We start from the raw sequence: 13,965 nt of genomic DNA, 5'->3' as shown, positions 1-13,965 counted from the left end.
CTTATTTTCTATCTAATTAATATTATTTGAAGTTAAATACTATAATCATGAATTTAACAGCTATATTTTTAATTCAAATAATAATCACAATGCTATTTTCCATAATGGCTGCAATTTATGATGTACGAAAGAATGTTGTTCCTAACAGGTTGACCTATTCATTGTTGCTTTTTGGATTGGTCTCAAATGCGATTTTGTCATTAATTTCAGGTAACATTAAATTCATTTTAGCTTCGTTTATTTCAATGGTTATCACTAATGCTATAACTTTTATGTTGTGGAAATTGAATATGTGGGGTGGTGGCGATGTAAAATTATTCACTGCTATTGCTACAGTAATACCATCTGGTCTTAATATCAACTTTTTGAATATTTTTCCGCAGCTGTCAATCTATCCGTTTTCATTCAGCGTAGTGATAAACAGCATTATCATTTCATTCCCGTTTCTTTTGGTTTTCTTAGTTCAGCTGATTATTAAGAATGGCATATTCAACAGGAATGTGGATTTTCTGGTAAACATCTTTAATATAGGCAGTTTAAAGTATGTTGTCAACTCAACGATGAATAAGATGGTATCGGTTAATGATTTGGAGGAAGGCATGATTGTAAATGATTTCTACTTCAACAATCCGCAGATTATAGAATTGCTGGGTGAAATCGATGGAAATTTGGGTGTTTATAAGACAAAGGACAATAATGAATTCAAATATTATTTCAAATCTCAAAACGGCGGGGGACTTACAGGAATGGAAGTTCTGCAGCTTAAGGTTATGAATGCCCAGAATATAATTTCAGATAAAATCTCCATAAAGGTTTCATTTCCTTTCGCCCCTGCAATATTGGCCGGTTTGACGGTGACAATATTTTATGGAGATGTAATGATGATGTTTATAAAAAACTTTTATCTGGTGATTTAATTGAAAAAGGAAAGCAGAGGTCAGGTTTCATTGGAATACATCCTGATTTTTACCATATCTCTGATTATTTTAATGGTATTCACGCTGCCTCTCAGTGAAGAATCAATCTCAAATACTCTTGACGTATCCGATTCACTGAATGTCAAATATGGCATGTCGAAAGTAGCGCATGCAGTCAAGGAGGTTTATGGTGAAGGTCAGGGATCAAAACAGACAATAAGCATGGATTCTCCAAAAAACATCAAGGTAACTGCTGGAAATAATTATATTTCCTGCAAGTTAAAGCTTAAAAGTAATCAGTATAAGGAAATAAAGGAATATTATAGTTCAAATCTTAAGAAAACTTCAATTAATCTAGAAAAAGGGGAAAATACAATAATTGTAGAATGGCCGGTAGGCAGCGACAATATGATAATCCATAAACAATAGTCATTTTATACAAAATTATTTAACTATTACACTTTAAATATTATAATATTGTAATAAGTTACTGGCTGTGAATATATGGATTTTATAACTGCGATTATTTACCTAGTTTTATTTATTTTAATGATGGTATTCGTATTCTCAATTGGAATGTTAAGGCAGTTCATGCCTAAGCGAGAAATTATTCTAGTGCTTGTTGTATCTTTTTTAATTGGAGCTATTGGGGGAGCGTTTTTCCTGGATCCAATTTATGATGAGTTACCTAATGCGGTAAGCGCTTTTGAGAAGTCAATGCCAAATAATGAAGAGACTTTACACCTGGATTTGTCATCTTCAATAGATACCAAGGAGTTAAGGGAAAATTTATCTGCTACTGAAGGTTTCAAATCATTCAAAGAAAATTCAATTTCGATTCCTATGTGGACGTTTAATGAGCGGGAGCATAATTATTTTGAGGAGATTGTTGGAAATATTGATTCTCATTATGAAAACTATACTATAAACTCATCAAGTATTGAAATATCCCTTGCAGATAATTATACTTCTTCCCAAGCTTTGAAATCTTTCTCTGATTGGTATAAGTTGGTTTATGGTGAAACCATATCCTACGCACAGGTTCATGCGACATTGGTTGTTGATTCAACAGCTCTTGATCGCTTTGAACAGAATCTTCTTGAAAGGGGTATTGTTGCAACTTCAATCGAAGGGCCTATTCAGGATAGTGTGAACAATACAAACTCATCCATGCTGACCAATATGCAATTTACACTATGTTCCGGAGCTCTGGGTGTTGTTGTTGGACTGATGGGAATCTACATAGATTCTGTCGTTCCTGCATATAGAAGATTTAGAAAATTCTTAAAAGAAAAACGTAGACGGTAATTCCATGAACGTTGCAATATTATTTTCAGGTGGTAAAGACAGCACTATGGCATTATATAATGCTTTAGAAGCGAAAGAGGATGTAAAATATCTTCTTTCAATGAAATCAAGAAATGATGAGTCATACATGTTTCATGTTCCTAATATTCACATTACTGATTTGCTGTCTCAGGCCCTTGATATTCCGATAATATCTGCGGAAACTGATGGGATTAAGGAAGAAGAGCTTAAAGACTTGAAGATGGCGTTCGAAAATCTTAAGGATTTGGGTGTTGAGGCAATATACACCGGTGCTCTTTATTCAACATATCAAAAGTCAAGAATTGAGAAGCTCTGCAGTGAAGTTGGCCTAAAGGCCATTTCCCCTTATTGGCATGTTGATGAATTGGAGTACATGAGAGAGATTGTCTCCTTAGGATTTAAGATAATCATTTGTGGCGTTGCTGCTTGGGGTTTGGATGAATCCTGGCTTGGCAGGGTCATTGATGATGAGGCTATTGATGAACTGGTTAAGATTAATGAGAAATATCAGGTCAATATCGCCTTTGAAGGCGGTGAAGCCGAAACTCTAGCTATTGATGGTCCTATTTTTAAAAAAAGAATTAAAATTTTAAAAGATAAAAAAGAGTGGCATCTTGATAGTGGTGTTTACATTATCGAAGATGCAGTTTTGGAAGATAAGCTATAAATTGATTTCATCGAAATATTCATTAATTTTTTCGCAATAACTTTCCACGTCACTTTCGTTAATAATTAGCTTGTCTGAAAGGGAGATTACGCTGCCGATTCCGAAACCCAATTCGGTCCTGTCCCTTGCATCAAATACATTAAAATCAGTTGAATCATCTTCTCTCATTCTAAGTTTCAATCTTTCGAATCTTAGGGTAGGATTTGCAAAGACAGACACAATAATAAAATTGTCGAATTCTTCTCTAAACATGTCCACTTCATGAAGGCTCCTTATGCCCTCCACAACGATACTGTTTTCAATACCTTCTTCCTGGAGTTTTTTTATTTTTTTAATAGTTAATTCAGAAATGATATATTGTCCAAATTCCGCTCTTAAATTTTTAGCGGTTTCTTTAGAACTTTCTCCTCTTTTTTTAGCTTCTTCACGTACAATATCGCCCATACTTACGATAATCGCTCCTCTTTCAGTTGCGATATCTGAAATAAAACTTTTTCCAGAACCGGGCATGCCAGATATTCCCATTACTTTCATAATATTCACTCTTTAATTCTAATTTGCTCTAATGATTCTTTTAGATTTTCTTCATTATCGAAGTCATTTACCATATCAATCAATACTTTCTTGTCTTGAGTTTTCAAATCCTCGGCTATCTTTGTCATGAATGGAATCGCCCTTACAATATTGTCCATAATTGAAACGTCAGACATCTTTGATGTTCTTGAAAGAGGATTCAAATCAATAGTGATTATATTTTTTCCACCTTTTTTCAATATCTCAGCTCGATCTCCATCTTCAAGAGGTATTAATATTGTGTCCGCTGAATATATTCCGCTTTTGCTTGCTGTCGCTCTATTGTTTGGTATGTCATTGATATACTCGATATCGTCGTCTAGTGTTCCGAGGATGTTTTTGTAACCATGATTTTTGTATAGTTGTGTTATTAGCTTAACACGTTCATCAGTTCTATAAAAAAGATTTATTTCAATCTTAGCGTCTATTGCATTGGCTAATTCAATTATTTCATCAATGGCCAACGCTGTGGCATTTCCATTGACTGAGATTACAGGATTATTTGATAAAAGGAGTGCTGCTACAGCAACATACATTGCTCTTTTTGCAGGGTATGTTGTTTTTTCACCAATCAAATAATCAAAAGCTTCGCCTCTTCCATGTGCAATCAATGCTGAATCTGCTAAGTAACCCTCTTGCGCTGCTTTAACCATCTTGTCTCTTAAAAGCAATGATTCATAGCGAGGGTGTGATTTTGGTATCATTTTTAATTCTCCTTATTTTAAGTCTATTTTCATTTGAGCCAAATATCCTAAAAATGTTGTTATTAGTAAGGTTATTATAATCATTGAAAGCATATGCAAAGGATAATCCTCAATAATCAATGCTGTGGAATGCGGTATAATTAAAAAGATATAATCGCAGATAACATCCATCATGATGAATATCACTCCTGCCAAAAAGCCTTCAATAACTTCATTTTTATCGATATTTCTAATGTAAAGTATTCCAAAAAATCCAGTTACGATTATAATTATTATTGGCACTACTATGTTGATATGCGGGAGGTTATCCGTAAAAATCGGATTGAAAATTTCTGAGAGCACATAGGTTATCAGCCATGTGAGTATCCCGTATATGATAGCTAATTTAATTTTCATAGTAAAACCTTAAGAATAATTAATAATATTTATGATTAAAAATTCTTATAAAGTTTACTAAGTTGAGATTAGATTGTAAAATTTTCTTTTTTTAAAAATTATCAAAAAATAGGTTTTGGGATGGTTAGATAGTTAATAAAGGTATTAACTATCTAACAACTTGTTTTAACAAGCTTTTAGAGAAATGAATTTTAAAATTTGGCTGTTTAATCTATCTCTCTGGCTACTTTGTAGCCAATTAAATTATTTGATAGTTACACTATATAAATGTTATTATAATTTAAAAAAAATCAAGTATACTTTATTAAAAAAATATATATTGCCCTTTTTATAAAGTTTAATTGAATGACAGAATATTGGAAGCATGAGGAAGATATAAGAAATTCAATATTAAAGCAGTTAAATCTTCCAAAAAATGAAAAACAAGAGAGAAAAACATTGTCCAGTGCATATTTCCAGGATTTAAAAGAAAAACTCCTGATAAAATATGATAATAAATCATTAAGCGACGTAATGAATTGCAAGGTCTGCTCCACATCATGTGGTGATGTGTTGAAAATAACAAATGAGGAAAAGATGGACTTTGACATTGCCGATAATGATTTTAAAAGTCAAATCAACCATAATCTTAAGTTGCTTCCAAGAGTTGGGCTTAAAACTGAAGAAAACCTTAAAAATAAGGGTTATGCAACCATAGAATCCCTTAAAGGCCATGACAAATATTGTGATATCGCTTCAAAATTCCTGAATGAAATCGATGACATGTCCTTCGGAGAGATAGTTGATCTTTTGGACAGCAACAGATACTCTAAAAGATGCAGGGACAATCTGATTAAATGCATAAGCTTGACCGAACCTGAAAACTTCAAATTCATGGATATCGAGACAAAAGGCCTTTCAAACGTTCCAATCATTTTGATCGGTGTTGCTGAAATAAAGGGAAGCAAGATTATATCCTCCCAATATTTTTTAAGGGATTACAGAGAGGAGCCGAATATCATTGAAGCTTACCTGAGTCATTTGGATGAGGATTCGGTGCATGTCACATTCAATGGAAAGAGTTTTGATGTGCCGTTTATAAAAAATAGAAGCCTGTATAATGGAATTGAAGCGGATTTAAATCTGCCTCATCTGGATTTGATGTATTTTGCAAAAAATCTCTGGAAAGAGAATCTTCCAAACTGCCAGCTTCAGACAATCGAACGGGAAATGTTTGGAATAGAACGTGAGGGCGATGTTCCGGGCCAGTATATCCCCGGTTATTATGATACTTATCTAATGGAAAATAATATCGGTCCGGTTGTACCAATAATAGAACATAACTGTCAAGATATTGTTTCGCTTGCAAGCTTTTTGAAGAAAATGTATGAGGACGTAAATTAAAATGGGATTATTCGATAGATTTAAGAAAAACGATAAGGCTGAAAAGAAGGTAAAAATTCCCGACAAAGTGGAAATTGATGAGGATCAGCTTATTTTAAAAAAGATAGCGACCACTGATAAGGACAGAGTTAAAAGGGCTGAAGCTGCAGACAAGATTACTAACCAGTTCGTAGCGTTAGATTTGTCTAAAAACGTTAAGGATAGGGCAATAAGATTAATTGCAATTAATAAAATCCAGGATGAAAACCTGCTTCGTGACGCTGCCGAAAACTCTCAGTTTTTTGATGTAAGGAGTTTTGCATGGGAAAGGCTAGGTGAAAATAACAAATCAATTGCAGAAATCGTAATCAACACCAAAAAGTCCGCTCCTGTTGATGATATCTACAATAAAATCGTCGATGAGGAAACCCTTGAATGGATTGCAATTGAGGCTATGGATAAAAGGTATAGAAATGCATCCGTAGAAAAGATCAGCAGTCCGGAGGTCCTATATGATTTGGTTTTCAAATCCAATGACAAATCCATTAGAAGAGCATGTGTCTTAAAGGATTCATTCGATGATGAGGAAATCCTTAAGAGAGTAGCTATTGAAGATAAGGATGAACAGGTCAAAAGAGCGGCAATCGGAAAAATAGAAAATGAAGAAATCTTGGCTGAAATCGCCAAAAGCGAAGAAAATGCAAAGGTCAGATCACTGATATTTGATAAGATTGATAATCCCGATATATTGAAAAGCATTGTCTTGAATTCTTCAAAATCAGATGTCAGAAGCGATTTGGTAAATAAGATAGATGATGAGGATCTTCTGGTTCAGATTGCCTTGGAGGACAGTGATAAGGTAGTCAGAAGTGAAGCGGTCAAGAAGATTTCCGATGAAAAATCATTGCTTAAAATCATTTCCACAGAGAATGACCGATTTGTCAGACAGATTGCAGTAAATAACTTATCAAATCCACAAGAGTTAATTAAAATAGCTTTGGAAGATGAAGACCAGTTTGTGCGCAATCATGCTATTTCAAATCCTGCCATTGCAGACGAAAAGGATTTTACATACATTGCCATTAATTCAACTCATGAGGATATAGCCAATGAGGCCTTAAAGCACATTGAAAGTGAAGAATATTTCATTGATATATTGAAAAATGCCAAAATCGACTCTATTAGAAAATCCACTTTGGATAATGTAAACGATTTGGAAACATTGATAAGAATCGTTCTTGCAAATGAAGATGAAGAATTTTCATTAAAGGCATTGAATAAGATTAAAGTTGAAAAATGTCTGATGAAGATATATGAGCAGGGAATTTCAGAAAATATTTCAGTCAGAGCTGTTTCCCTAATCAGAAATCAAAATTATTTAGCGGATGTCGTCAAAAACGATTCTTCATGGAGGGTTCGTGAAGCTGCCGCCAAAAAAATAGTAAGTAAAAAAGTTCTAAAAGAAGTTTCAAACAACGATGAAAATGAATATGTAAGAAACGTAGCTAAAAAGAGGATGAGTTTATAGATAGAACTCGGGCTCTTTTCTTTCGCTGTTTGCTTCTTCAAATGCAGGTTTTTTAGTTTCAAATGCGTCTCCAGTAAAGCTTCTAGCATTTTCCTCACAGATATGGATACATGCGGTACATCTTGAGCATAAATCAAGGTCAGTATCGACGGGGTCATCATCAGGAATAGCCTTTTCAGGACAAATTGAAACGCAATCATAGCAGAATGCACACACGCTTTCATCACAGCTTATTGTGAATGGAAGCTGTTTGTAGTCCACATATGGCTTGTTACCTGGAATTTCTGATTGCAATGACTCGCCGGATTCTATTTTTTCAATACATTTTTGTGCAAAACCGTTAATTTTTTCAACATCATCTTGGTCGGGCCTTCCAACTGCAACACCGTCAAATATTGAATGGTGGCTGATGGTGGATGCGGCTGCAATGACATCAAAGTTATTTTCTTTAAGCAATTCAACCAATTCAAGCAATGCATCTGTCACATGTGCATTTCCATAATTCACAACAGCTATTGTCTTTGTATTGTTTCCGGTTAATTTTGATAATCTTTCGCGTGCAGTTTTCGGAATTCTTCCTGCAAATACTGGCATTCCAACAATGGCGATATCCTTTTCGTCGAATGATTTGTTATCATTAAAATGCAGCAAATCGCAAGATTCCTTTTCCTGTTTGAAGTTGCCTGCTATTTTGCTGATTACCTTTTTTGTTGTCCCTGATGGGCTAAAAAATATACTTATCACTTTAGACATACTCTCACCTATTTTGATATTTGGCTTTACAATAACTTAATAATTTCGAATATCCATTTTCAGTTTTATATGAAATCAGCTCATATTTGTTTAATTTTTAAATTTTGGATTTCATTCTTTTAAACTAATTGAGATTAAAAAATGTATTTTAGAAATTTTGTTCATTTTTTTAAAAAACTTTAAATATACCTAATGCCAAAAATAATGTTTGGTGGAAGTAGTCTTCCGGTCTATTGAATGAGGTGAAAAAGTGAGCGAAATCAAAACCGCAATGGTAGGAACTCCCTGTCAGATATTGGCGGCTACAAAAATTAACAGGTATAGTGAACAAACTGGTGGATCCCCTATTGATGTGAAAATAGGTCTGTTCTGCATGGAAAACTTTTCATATTCATATCTTGAGAAATATTTAAAGCAACAAGGTATAGAATTGTATGAGGTAAAGGAATTCAGAATAGATAAGGGGAGATTCGTTGCCTATCTGATTGATGGTAATGTATTTTCAATCCCAATTGCAGAAACAGAACCGTTCACCCGTAAAAACTGCCACATATGTACTGATTATACATCAGATGTATCCGATATTTCAGTGGGGTCAGTCGGTTCTCCGCAAGGTTACTCAACAGTGATTGTCAGGTCAAGAAAAGGCCAGGAAATAATTGCAGATGCAATTGATAAGGGTTACATTACAACAGAAAACATTTCCGATAATGGATTGAATCTGCTGGAAAGAATAGCCAATCAGAAAATTTCAAGAAACACAAAAAACTATAAAAAAAGGGAAGCTGTTGCAAGGCCGGTCTTATCAAAAAGGGCAATAACTGAAGAGGAATTCATAGAAGAGTCAAGTCTTTGCCAGTTTGAAAACCTGCAGAATGATGTGATAAGTGTTGGATCCTGTGTTTTATGCGGTGCCTGTGAATATGTCTGTCCAAAAGATATAATTCATATCAATCGCAGAAAACCGGTAATCAAGGGAAATTGTGATGAGGACTGTCACGCATGCTACTTTGCCTGTCCAAGAACATTTGTAAGCGATAAGATTTATCCGGAAGACATTGACGAAAAACCTCTTGGAAACTATCTTGAAATCTATTCAGTAAAGGCAAATTCCATAATAGGTCAGGATGGTGGTGTAGTTTCAGCTATTTTGGTATATCTGCTTGAAAATCAAATCGTTGACGAAGTGTCAATTGTCGGTCAGGATAAAGATGCACCTTGGAGACCCGAATCAAAGCTCACCTCATCAGTCCAAGATGTGATTATGGCTGCCGGAACAAAATACAGTACTACACCGATTGGTTTTAAAGCTTTAGACAAATGATGGCTTAAAACCTTTTTTCTTATTTTTTTTTAATTAATTAATTTTCATCTAATAGAAACTATTTAATATAATTAAATTTATAAAATTTAATGGTGATACGATGGAATTAATGAGAGAGCTTTCCTTGGCACCTGGTGTATCAGGTAGTGAAGAGGAAATAGCTAAAATTATTACACGTGAATTAAAAGATGTAGCTGATAAAATTGAAACTGACAGTATGGGAAACTTAATTGCAACCAAAAAAGGTGAAAAAAAGGCACCTACTGTAATGTTAGCATCCCATATGGATGAAATCGGTTTAATGGTAAGATACATTGATGATAACGGTTTTATTAAATTCTCAAATATCGGTGGAATTAATGATCAAATGCTCATGAACCAAACTGTTACTGTACACTCTTCCGTTGGCGAAGCGGTAGTTGGTGTAATAGGTTCAAAACCACCTCATGTAACAACTGCAGAAGAAAAAAACAAGGTTGTTAAAGCTACAGACATGTTTATTGATATCGGTGCAAAGGACAAGGACGAAGCTGAAAAAATGGTCAGAATTGGAGATAAAATGACCTTTAATTCTTTATTTGTCGAATATCCTAATAATTTGATTATGGGTAAAGCATTGGATAACCGTGTAGGCTGTTATGTAATGATAGAAGTTTTAAAAAGAGTTAACACAAGAGCTACTGTCTACGGTGTTGGTACCGTACAGGAAGAAGTTGGTCTTAAAGGAGCAAAAACTTCATCATTTAAATTAAATCCGGACATAGCCATTGCGCTTGATGTGACATTATCAGGTGACCATCCTGGAATCAAGCCTGAAGAGGCACCTGTTGTTATGGGTAAAGGTCCTGCAATCATCTTGGCTGATGCAAGCGGAAGAGGCATATTGACCCAGCAATCCATCAAAGACATGCTCATTGAAGCCGGTGATGAAAACGAAATTCCATACCAGTTAGAAGTAAGTGACGGAGGAACAACCGACGGTACTGCAATCCATTTGACCCGTGAAGGAATTCCAACCGGTGTTTTATCTGTGCCTACCCGTTACATCCACACTCCTGTAAGCGTATGCAGTATGGATGATATTGAAGCAACCATTAAATTAATTACTGAAGCTATAAACAAATTATAAGTTATATTATTGTTTACTTTTCAAATGCTCTCACAAAAAACCAAAATGTATGGGAGTATAAAAGATATGAACATGAACAATAATACCATTATAGAGGAATTTGTAAAAGCGAGGCGATTAAAAAAAGGCACACAAGAACAATACACTATCGCCCTAAACTTTTACTCAAAATTCCAAGAAAAACCATTATCAGAACTGTTAAAAGAAGCAGACACAGAAGAAGAAAACGGTATACGCTGGAAAAACCGGAAACTAAAGCAACGTTTAATAAACTATCGAAACTATTTATATGAACACTATGTCAAAAGCACCGCAGAACTAAAATTTGCACTAATCAAAACATTCTACAAACACCATGAAATAGAAATACATGACCTGCCAGCAGTCAATAAAAAGAATATTAAACTATCAGAACCATTAAAATTTAAAGATTTGCCTGATAAAGAATTAATAAAAAAAACATTAAAAATAGCAAATCCATTAATGAGGGCCATTATCCTTTTTATGAGTTCATCTGGATGTGCAAGAGCAGAAACATTAAGCTTAACAATACAAGATTATCTTGATGCAACAAAAGAATACCACAATACAAATGACCTATCCAAAGCAGTACAGTTAATGCATGATAAAGATATCATACCTACATTTTATCTGAAAAGGATTAAAACAAATAAATATTATTATACTTTTTGCAGTCCTGAAGCAAATAAGGAGATAATTAATTACTTATTATTGCGTGAAGATTTAGACAATGATAACCTTAATGAATTACCCTTGTTTAAATGTAATGTTGCATATTTTGAAAGACATTTTGCAAAAATAAACAATACATTGAATTTAGGGAAAATCGGAGCTCATAATAAGTTTAAAAGTCATATCCTTAGAAAGTTTCATGCAACTAATTTATACAATAATGGAATGAGTCTTGAAGAAGTAGACGCATTGCAAGGCAGGAGCAAAGATTTAACTCATTCATCATATTTCACGGAAGATCCAAGTAGACTAAAAGAAAAATATATTAAACATTTAGGTTGTTTAACTATTAATCTTGATGTGAATACATTGGAAATCAAATCACCAGAATTTGTTGAGTTGGAAAACGAGAATGCAATTTTGAAGGAACAGAATAAACATTATCAAGAGATTGTTGATAATATTGATGCTCGTATTGATGAGAAAATTAATGCTGCTATGAAGAATAATAGTGATGATTTGGAAGATCTGTTTTCATAATTTTTAGTGTAAAATTTTGTTGTGAAAACAATATTTTCAAATTGAAACAATCAACAATTTTTCTGGTTATTGTTTGTTTGTTTGTCGATTAAAATCTTCAAAAATACATGCCGTAAAGTTTACTTAAAACTAATTTAAATTAAACAATGTTTAATTAAACTAAATAAAAACTTTTAAATATATAAAAAACTAACATTTAATTGAAAAGCATATTTTTTTCAAAGGAGTGATAAAATTATGCCACCATCATTAATAAACAATTTAAGAAAAGTAGACAGAATAATTAAAGATAATCAAGGACAACAAGTAATGGATTTGTCAAGATACTCATTCATTGCACCACCAACATTACTTCCAATACTACAATATATGGAACTACATGACATCCACAAATACAGACCTCATTTAGCCACCAAATCTTATTTAGAAAAAGTTTTAGGCAAGAAAAAATGTACAGACACCACCATTCCATTACGCAAATTAAAAACTTTCCAATATGACGATTATTTTCAAGTAGCAGATAGAACTGAATTGTATTTATCAGATTTAACTGATGAAATTGTATTGTTAATGCATTCTCACGTTGATGCTCAAAGTGTAAACGTATTATTTTATGAAATGCTAACCAACATCTATAAACATTCCTACTGTGAAAACGCATATATCCTATGTCAAAAATATCCCACAGTAAATACAATTGACATCTGCATTATTGATGATGGAATTAGCATACCAGGAAGTTTTGAACAGGAAGGACTAGAATTTACAGATGATTCAGAAGCAATTTATGAGGCCATTAACGGAAGAACAACAGATAAAGAAAAGTATAATCTTCATGGGAGAGGATTAAACACCAGTGCAAATATCACATCTTTAGGTTTCGGCGAGGAAATGCTTATAGCATCTCGTAATGGTGTATGCACAGTTAATAAAAAAGGGGTTCGAACTTGGAAAAGAAAAATGCCTTATATTGATGGTACCTTTGTAACTTTAAGAATAAATACTAATAAAATAAAAAATATACATGAATATATAAAACATAGAGAATATATGAAAAATGAAATTGATTAGGGGAGGATTTAAAAATGAATGCTGTTGAGATAAATCTTGAGAAAACATTCGCCAAAAAATTGGGAATGAGGACAACTGCAAAGAAATTATTTCAAGATTTAGAAAATGAAACTGAAGCAATATTGGATTTTAAAGATATTGAATTCATGAGTAGATCCTTTGCACAGGAATATGTTTTTCAAAAACACAATTCCAAAGTACGCATTATAGAGTCTAATATGTCTGAATTTGTGAAAGGATTGTTAGAAGTAGTTGAAGAGGATTATCAGGAAACTTGCTTATCATAATGAAATGGATGTGGAAAAGAGTATGGATGATAATATCACAATGCAAAATATGAAAACTGCCTATCAGATAATCGAAGATGGAATTCGTGATTTAGACAATAAATCTTTCCAGATGATTAGTATTTTAGGGATAATGATGACTGTTCAGGTAACAGTTCTTCCTAATACTGTAACTGCAATAGGTGCCGTATTTTTATTATTTTCATTAATCTCATATTTCATATCTGCATTATTATTCATTAAATCTTGTATAATTAAGGAATATAAGATTTACCCTACTAATGAATCTGTTTGTTATCATTATGAGTATGATGTTAGTTTAGATGATTATGTTAGTGGAGCTGTTGGTGACTATGATGAAGCAATTGAATATAATCGCAGAATAATTCATGAAAAAGGTGTGGATTCAAGATATGCATTTTACTTTTTCATATTAGGATTATTCTTAACAATACTCACTGTAGGGTCAATAGTGATAGCATGAAGATCTATGTTGACAATGATGTTGTTGAAAAATCCAAGTATAAAGATAAGAAAAAGAAACGTAATCCAGATAATAAAACACAAGTTATACAAAAATGGGCAAAAAACAGTGAAAAATAAGTATTTTTTAATGTTTGTAAAAGAGTAAGGGGTCGTAGAAGCTGCAACTTCTCACCCAAAACTCTGGCTACATAAAAAATTAGAACACC

General features: G+C 33.3%; 17 protein-coding genes. 13 read left to right on the top strand and 4 right to left on the bottom strand.

Going from position 1 to position 13,965, the window contains the following annotated elements; genetic code table 11:
* Positions 1-47: 47 nt before the first annotated feature.
* The 4 genes from QZU81_RS03215 to QZU81_RS03200 all read left to right on the top strand — a co-directional run bounded on the left by QZU81_RS03215 (position 48) and on the right by QZU81_RS03200 (position 2,913).
* A complete protein-coding gene (locus tag QZU81_RS03215) occupies positions 48-917 on the top strand; it encodes a prepilin peptidase (protein WP_292826047.1) in 870 nt (289 codons plus the stop codon).
* Complete coding sequence (locus QZU81_RS03210) at positions 918-1,346, top strand: class III signal peptide-containing protein (RefSeq protein ID WP_292851648.1); 429 nt, start codon at positions 918-920, stop codon at positions 1,344-1,346.
* A 75-nt stretch (positions 1,347-1,421) separates the two neighbouring features.
* On the top strand, positions 1,422-2,225 hold the full coding sequence (locus tag QZU81_RS03205; protein ID WP_292826041.1) for a hypothetical protein: 804 nt from the start codon (positions 1,422-1,424) through the stop codon (positions 2,223-2,225).
* A 4-nt stretch (positions 2,226-2,229) separates the two neighbouring features.
* Positions 2,230-2,913 carry a TIGR00289 family protein gene (locus tag QZU81_RS03200; protein ID WP_292826038.1) on the top strand — a complete coding sequence of 228 codons (684 nt, stop codon included), beginning with the start codon at positions 2,230-2,232 and terminating at the stop codon, positions 2,911-2,913.
* On the opposite strand, the gene QZU81_RS03195 is transcribed toward QZU81_RS03200, so the two are convergent.
* From QZU81_RS03195 to QZU81_RS03185, 3 genes are read right to left on the bottom strand one after another with little or no spacing between them, the layout of a single operon-like run.
* Positions 2,908-3,447, bottom strand: a complete 540-nt coding sequence (locus QZU81_RS03195) for an AAA family ATPase (protein ID WP_295589397.1) — start codon at positions 3,445-3,447, stop codon at positions 2,908-2,910. The genes QZU81_RS03200 and QZU81_RS03195 overlap by 6 nt on opposite strands.
* 5 nt (positions 3,448-3,452) lie before the next feature.
* Positions 3,453-4,190, bottom strand: a complete 738-nt coding sequence (locus QZU81_RS03190; RefSeq protein ID WP_292826032.1) for a 4-phosphopantoate--beta-alanine ligase — start codon at positions 4,188-4,190, stop codon at positions 3,453-3,455.
* A 12-nt stretch (positions 4,191-4,202) separates the two neighbouring features.
* Positions 4,203-4,586, bottom strand: a complete 384-nt coding sequence (locus QZU81_RS03185) for a hypothetical protein (RefSeq protein WP_292826029.1) — start codon at positions 4,584-4,586, stop codon at positions 4,203-4,205.
* A gap of 345 nt (positions 4,587-4,931) precedes the next feature.
* Between QZU81_RS03185 and QZU81_RS03180 the strand changes: the two genes are divergently transcribed.
* Both QZU81_RS03180 and QZU81_RS03175 read left to right on the top strand, forming a co-directional pair.
* Entirely contained in the window at positions 4,932-5,969 is a 1,038-nt protein-coding gene (locus tag QZU81_RS03180; protein WP_295589394.1) for a ribonuclease H-like domain-containing protein, read from the top strand.
* Position 5,970: 1 nt separating this feature from the next.
* Entirely contained in the window at positions 5,971-7,476 is a 1,506-nt protein-coding gene (locus tag QZU81_RS03175) for a HEAT repeat domain-containing protein (RefSeq protein ID WP_292826023.1), read from the top strand.
* Here QZU81_RS03175 and QZU81_RS03170 read toward each other — a convergent pair.
* Entirely contained in the window at positions 7,471-8,229 is a 759-nt protein-coding gene (locus tag QZU81_RS03170; RefSeq protein ID WP_292851654.1) for a flavodoxin domain-containing protein, read from the bottom strand. The two genes, QZU81_RS03175 and QZU81_RS03170, sit on opposite strands and share 6 nt — an antisense overlap.
* 250 nt (positions 8,230-8,479) lie before the next feature.
* Between QZU81_RS03170 and QZU81_RS03165 the strand changes: the two genes are divergently transcribed.
* The 7 genes from QZU81_RS03165 to QZU81_RS03135 all read left to right on the top strand — a co-directional run bounded on the left by QZU81_RS03165 (position 8,480) and on the right by QZU81_RS03135 (position 13,876).
* The gene (locus tag QZU81_RS03165) at positions 8,480-9,553 is read left to right on the top strand and encodes a Coenzyme F420 hydrogenase/dehydrogenase, beta subunit C-terminal domain (RefSeq protein WP_292826017.1); all 1,074 of its coding nucleotides are present in this window, start codon (positions 8,480-8,482) and stop codon (positions 9,551-9,553) included.
* 100 nt (positions 9,554-9,653) lie between these two features.
* A complete protein-coding gene (locus tag QZU81_RS03160) occupies positions 9,654-10,682 on the top strand; it encodes a M42 family metallopeptidase (RefSeq protein WP_295589392.1) in 1,029 nt (342 codons plus the stop codon).
* A gap of 66 nt (positions 10,683-10,748) precedes the next feature.
* Entirely contained in the window at positions 10,749-11,915 is a 1,167-nt protein-coding gene (locus QZU81_RS03155) for a site-specific integrase (protein ID WP_295589391.1), read from the top strand.
* A 237-nt stretch (positions 11,916-12,152) separates the two neighbouring features.
* On the top strand, positions 12,153-12,986 hold the full coding sequence (locus tag QZU81_RS03150; RefSeq protein ID WP_295589389.1) for a hypothetical protein: 834 nt from the start codon (positions 12,153-12,155) through the stop codon (positions 12,984-12,986).
* A 14-nt stretch (positions 12,987-13,000) separates the two neighbouring features.
* The gene (locus QZU81_RS03145) at positions 13,001-13,273 is read left to right on the top strand and encodes an STAS-like domain-containing protein (protein ID WP_295589387.1); all 273 of its coding nucleotides are present in this window, start codon (positions 13,001-13,003) and stop codon (positions 13,271-13,273) included.
* 22 nt (positions 13,274-13,295) lie between these two features.
* Entirely contained in the window at positions 13,296-13,757 is a 462-nt protein-coding gene (locus tag QZU81_RS03140) for a hypothetical protein (protein ID WP_295589386.1), read from the top strand.
* Positions 13,754-13,876: a hypothetical protein gene (locus tag QZU81_RS03135; protein ID WP_295589385.1), complete on the top strand. Its 123-nt coding sequence runs from the start codon at positions 13,754-13,756 to the stop codon at positions 13,874-13,876. The genes QZU81_RS03140 and QZU81_RS03135 overlap by 4 nt, the downstream gene beginning before the upstream one ends.
* Positions 13,877-13,965: the final 89 nt, after the last annotated feature.

Origin of the sequence: uncultured Methanobrevibacter sp., from assembly GCF_902770715.1 — an archaeon.
Classification (GTDB): domain Archaea; phylum Methanobacteriota; class Methanobacteria; order Methanobacteriales; family Methanobacteriaceae; genus Methanocatella.
The sequence above is the reverse complement of the archived record's forward strand: the minus strand, read 5'-3'. Positions and strand labels throughout refer to the sequence as shown.

Bases quoted from the DNA above. Each gene is read 5' to 3' on its own strand.
- QZU81_RS03185 (WP_292826029.1), bottom strand. From the start codon at position 4,586: ATGAAAATTAAATTAGCTATCATATACGGGATACTCACATGGCTGATA.
- QZU81_RS03140 (WP_295589386.1), top strand. From the start codon at position 13,296: ATGGATGATAATATCACAATGCAAAATATGAAAACTGCCTATCAGATA.
- QZU81_RS03155 (WP_295589391.1), top strand. From the start codon at position 10,749: ATGAACATGAACAATAATACCATTATAGAGGAATTTGTAAAAGCGAGG.
- QZU81_RS03135 (WP_295589385.1), top strand. From the start codon at position 13,754: ATGAAGATCTATGTTGACAATGATGTTGTTGAAAAATCCAAGTATAAA.
- QZU81_RS03175 (WP_292826023.1), top strand. From the start codon at position 5,971: ATGGGATTATTCGATAGATTTAAGAAAAACGATAAGGCTGAAAAGAAG.
- QZU81_RS03215 (WP_292826047.1), top strand. From the start codon at position 48: ATGAATTTAACAGCTATATTTTTAATTCAAATAATAATCACAATGCTA.
- QZU81_RS03150 (WP_295589389.1), top strand. From the start codon at position 12,153: ATGCCACCATCATTAATAAACAATTTAAGAAAAGTAGACAGAATAATT.
- QZU81_RS03145 (WP_295589387.1), top strand. From the start codon at position 13,001: ATGAATGCTGTTGAGATAAATCTTGAGAAAACATTCGCCAAAAAATTG.
- QZU81_RS03200 (WP_292826038.1), top strand. From the start codon at position 2,230: ATGAACGTTGCAATATTATTTTCAGGTGGTAAAGACAGCACTATGGCA.
- QZU81_RS03170 (WP_292851654.1), bottom strand. From the start codon at position 8,229: ATGTCTAAAGTGATAAGTATATTTTTTAGCCCATCAGGGACAACAAAA.
- QZU81_RS03190 (WP_292826032.1), bottom strand. From the start codon at position 4,190: ATGATACCAAAATCACACCCTCGCTATGAATCATTGCTTTTAAGAGAC.
- QZU81_RS03195 (WP_295589397.1), bottom strand. From the start codon at position 3,447: ATGAAAGTAATGGGAATATCTGGCATGCCCGGTTCTGGAAAAAGTTTT.
- QZU81_RS03180 (WP_295589394.1), top strand. From the start codon at position 4,932: ATGACAGAATATTGGAAGCATGAGGAAGATATAAGAAATTCAATATTA.
- QZU81_RS03160 (WP_295589392.1), top strand. From the start codon at position 9,654: ATGGAATTAATGAGAGAGCTTTCCTTGGCACCTGGTGTATCAGGTAGT.
- QZU81_RS03205 (WP_292826041.1), top strand. From the start codon at position 1,422: ATGGATTTTATAACTGCGATTATTTACCTAGTTTTATTTATTTTAATG.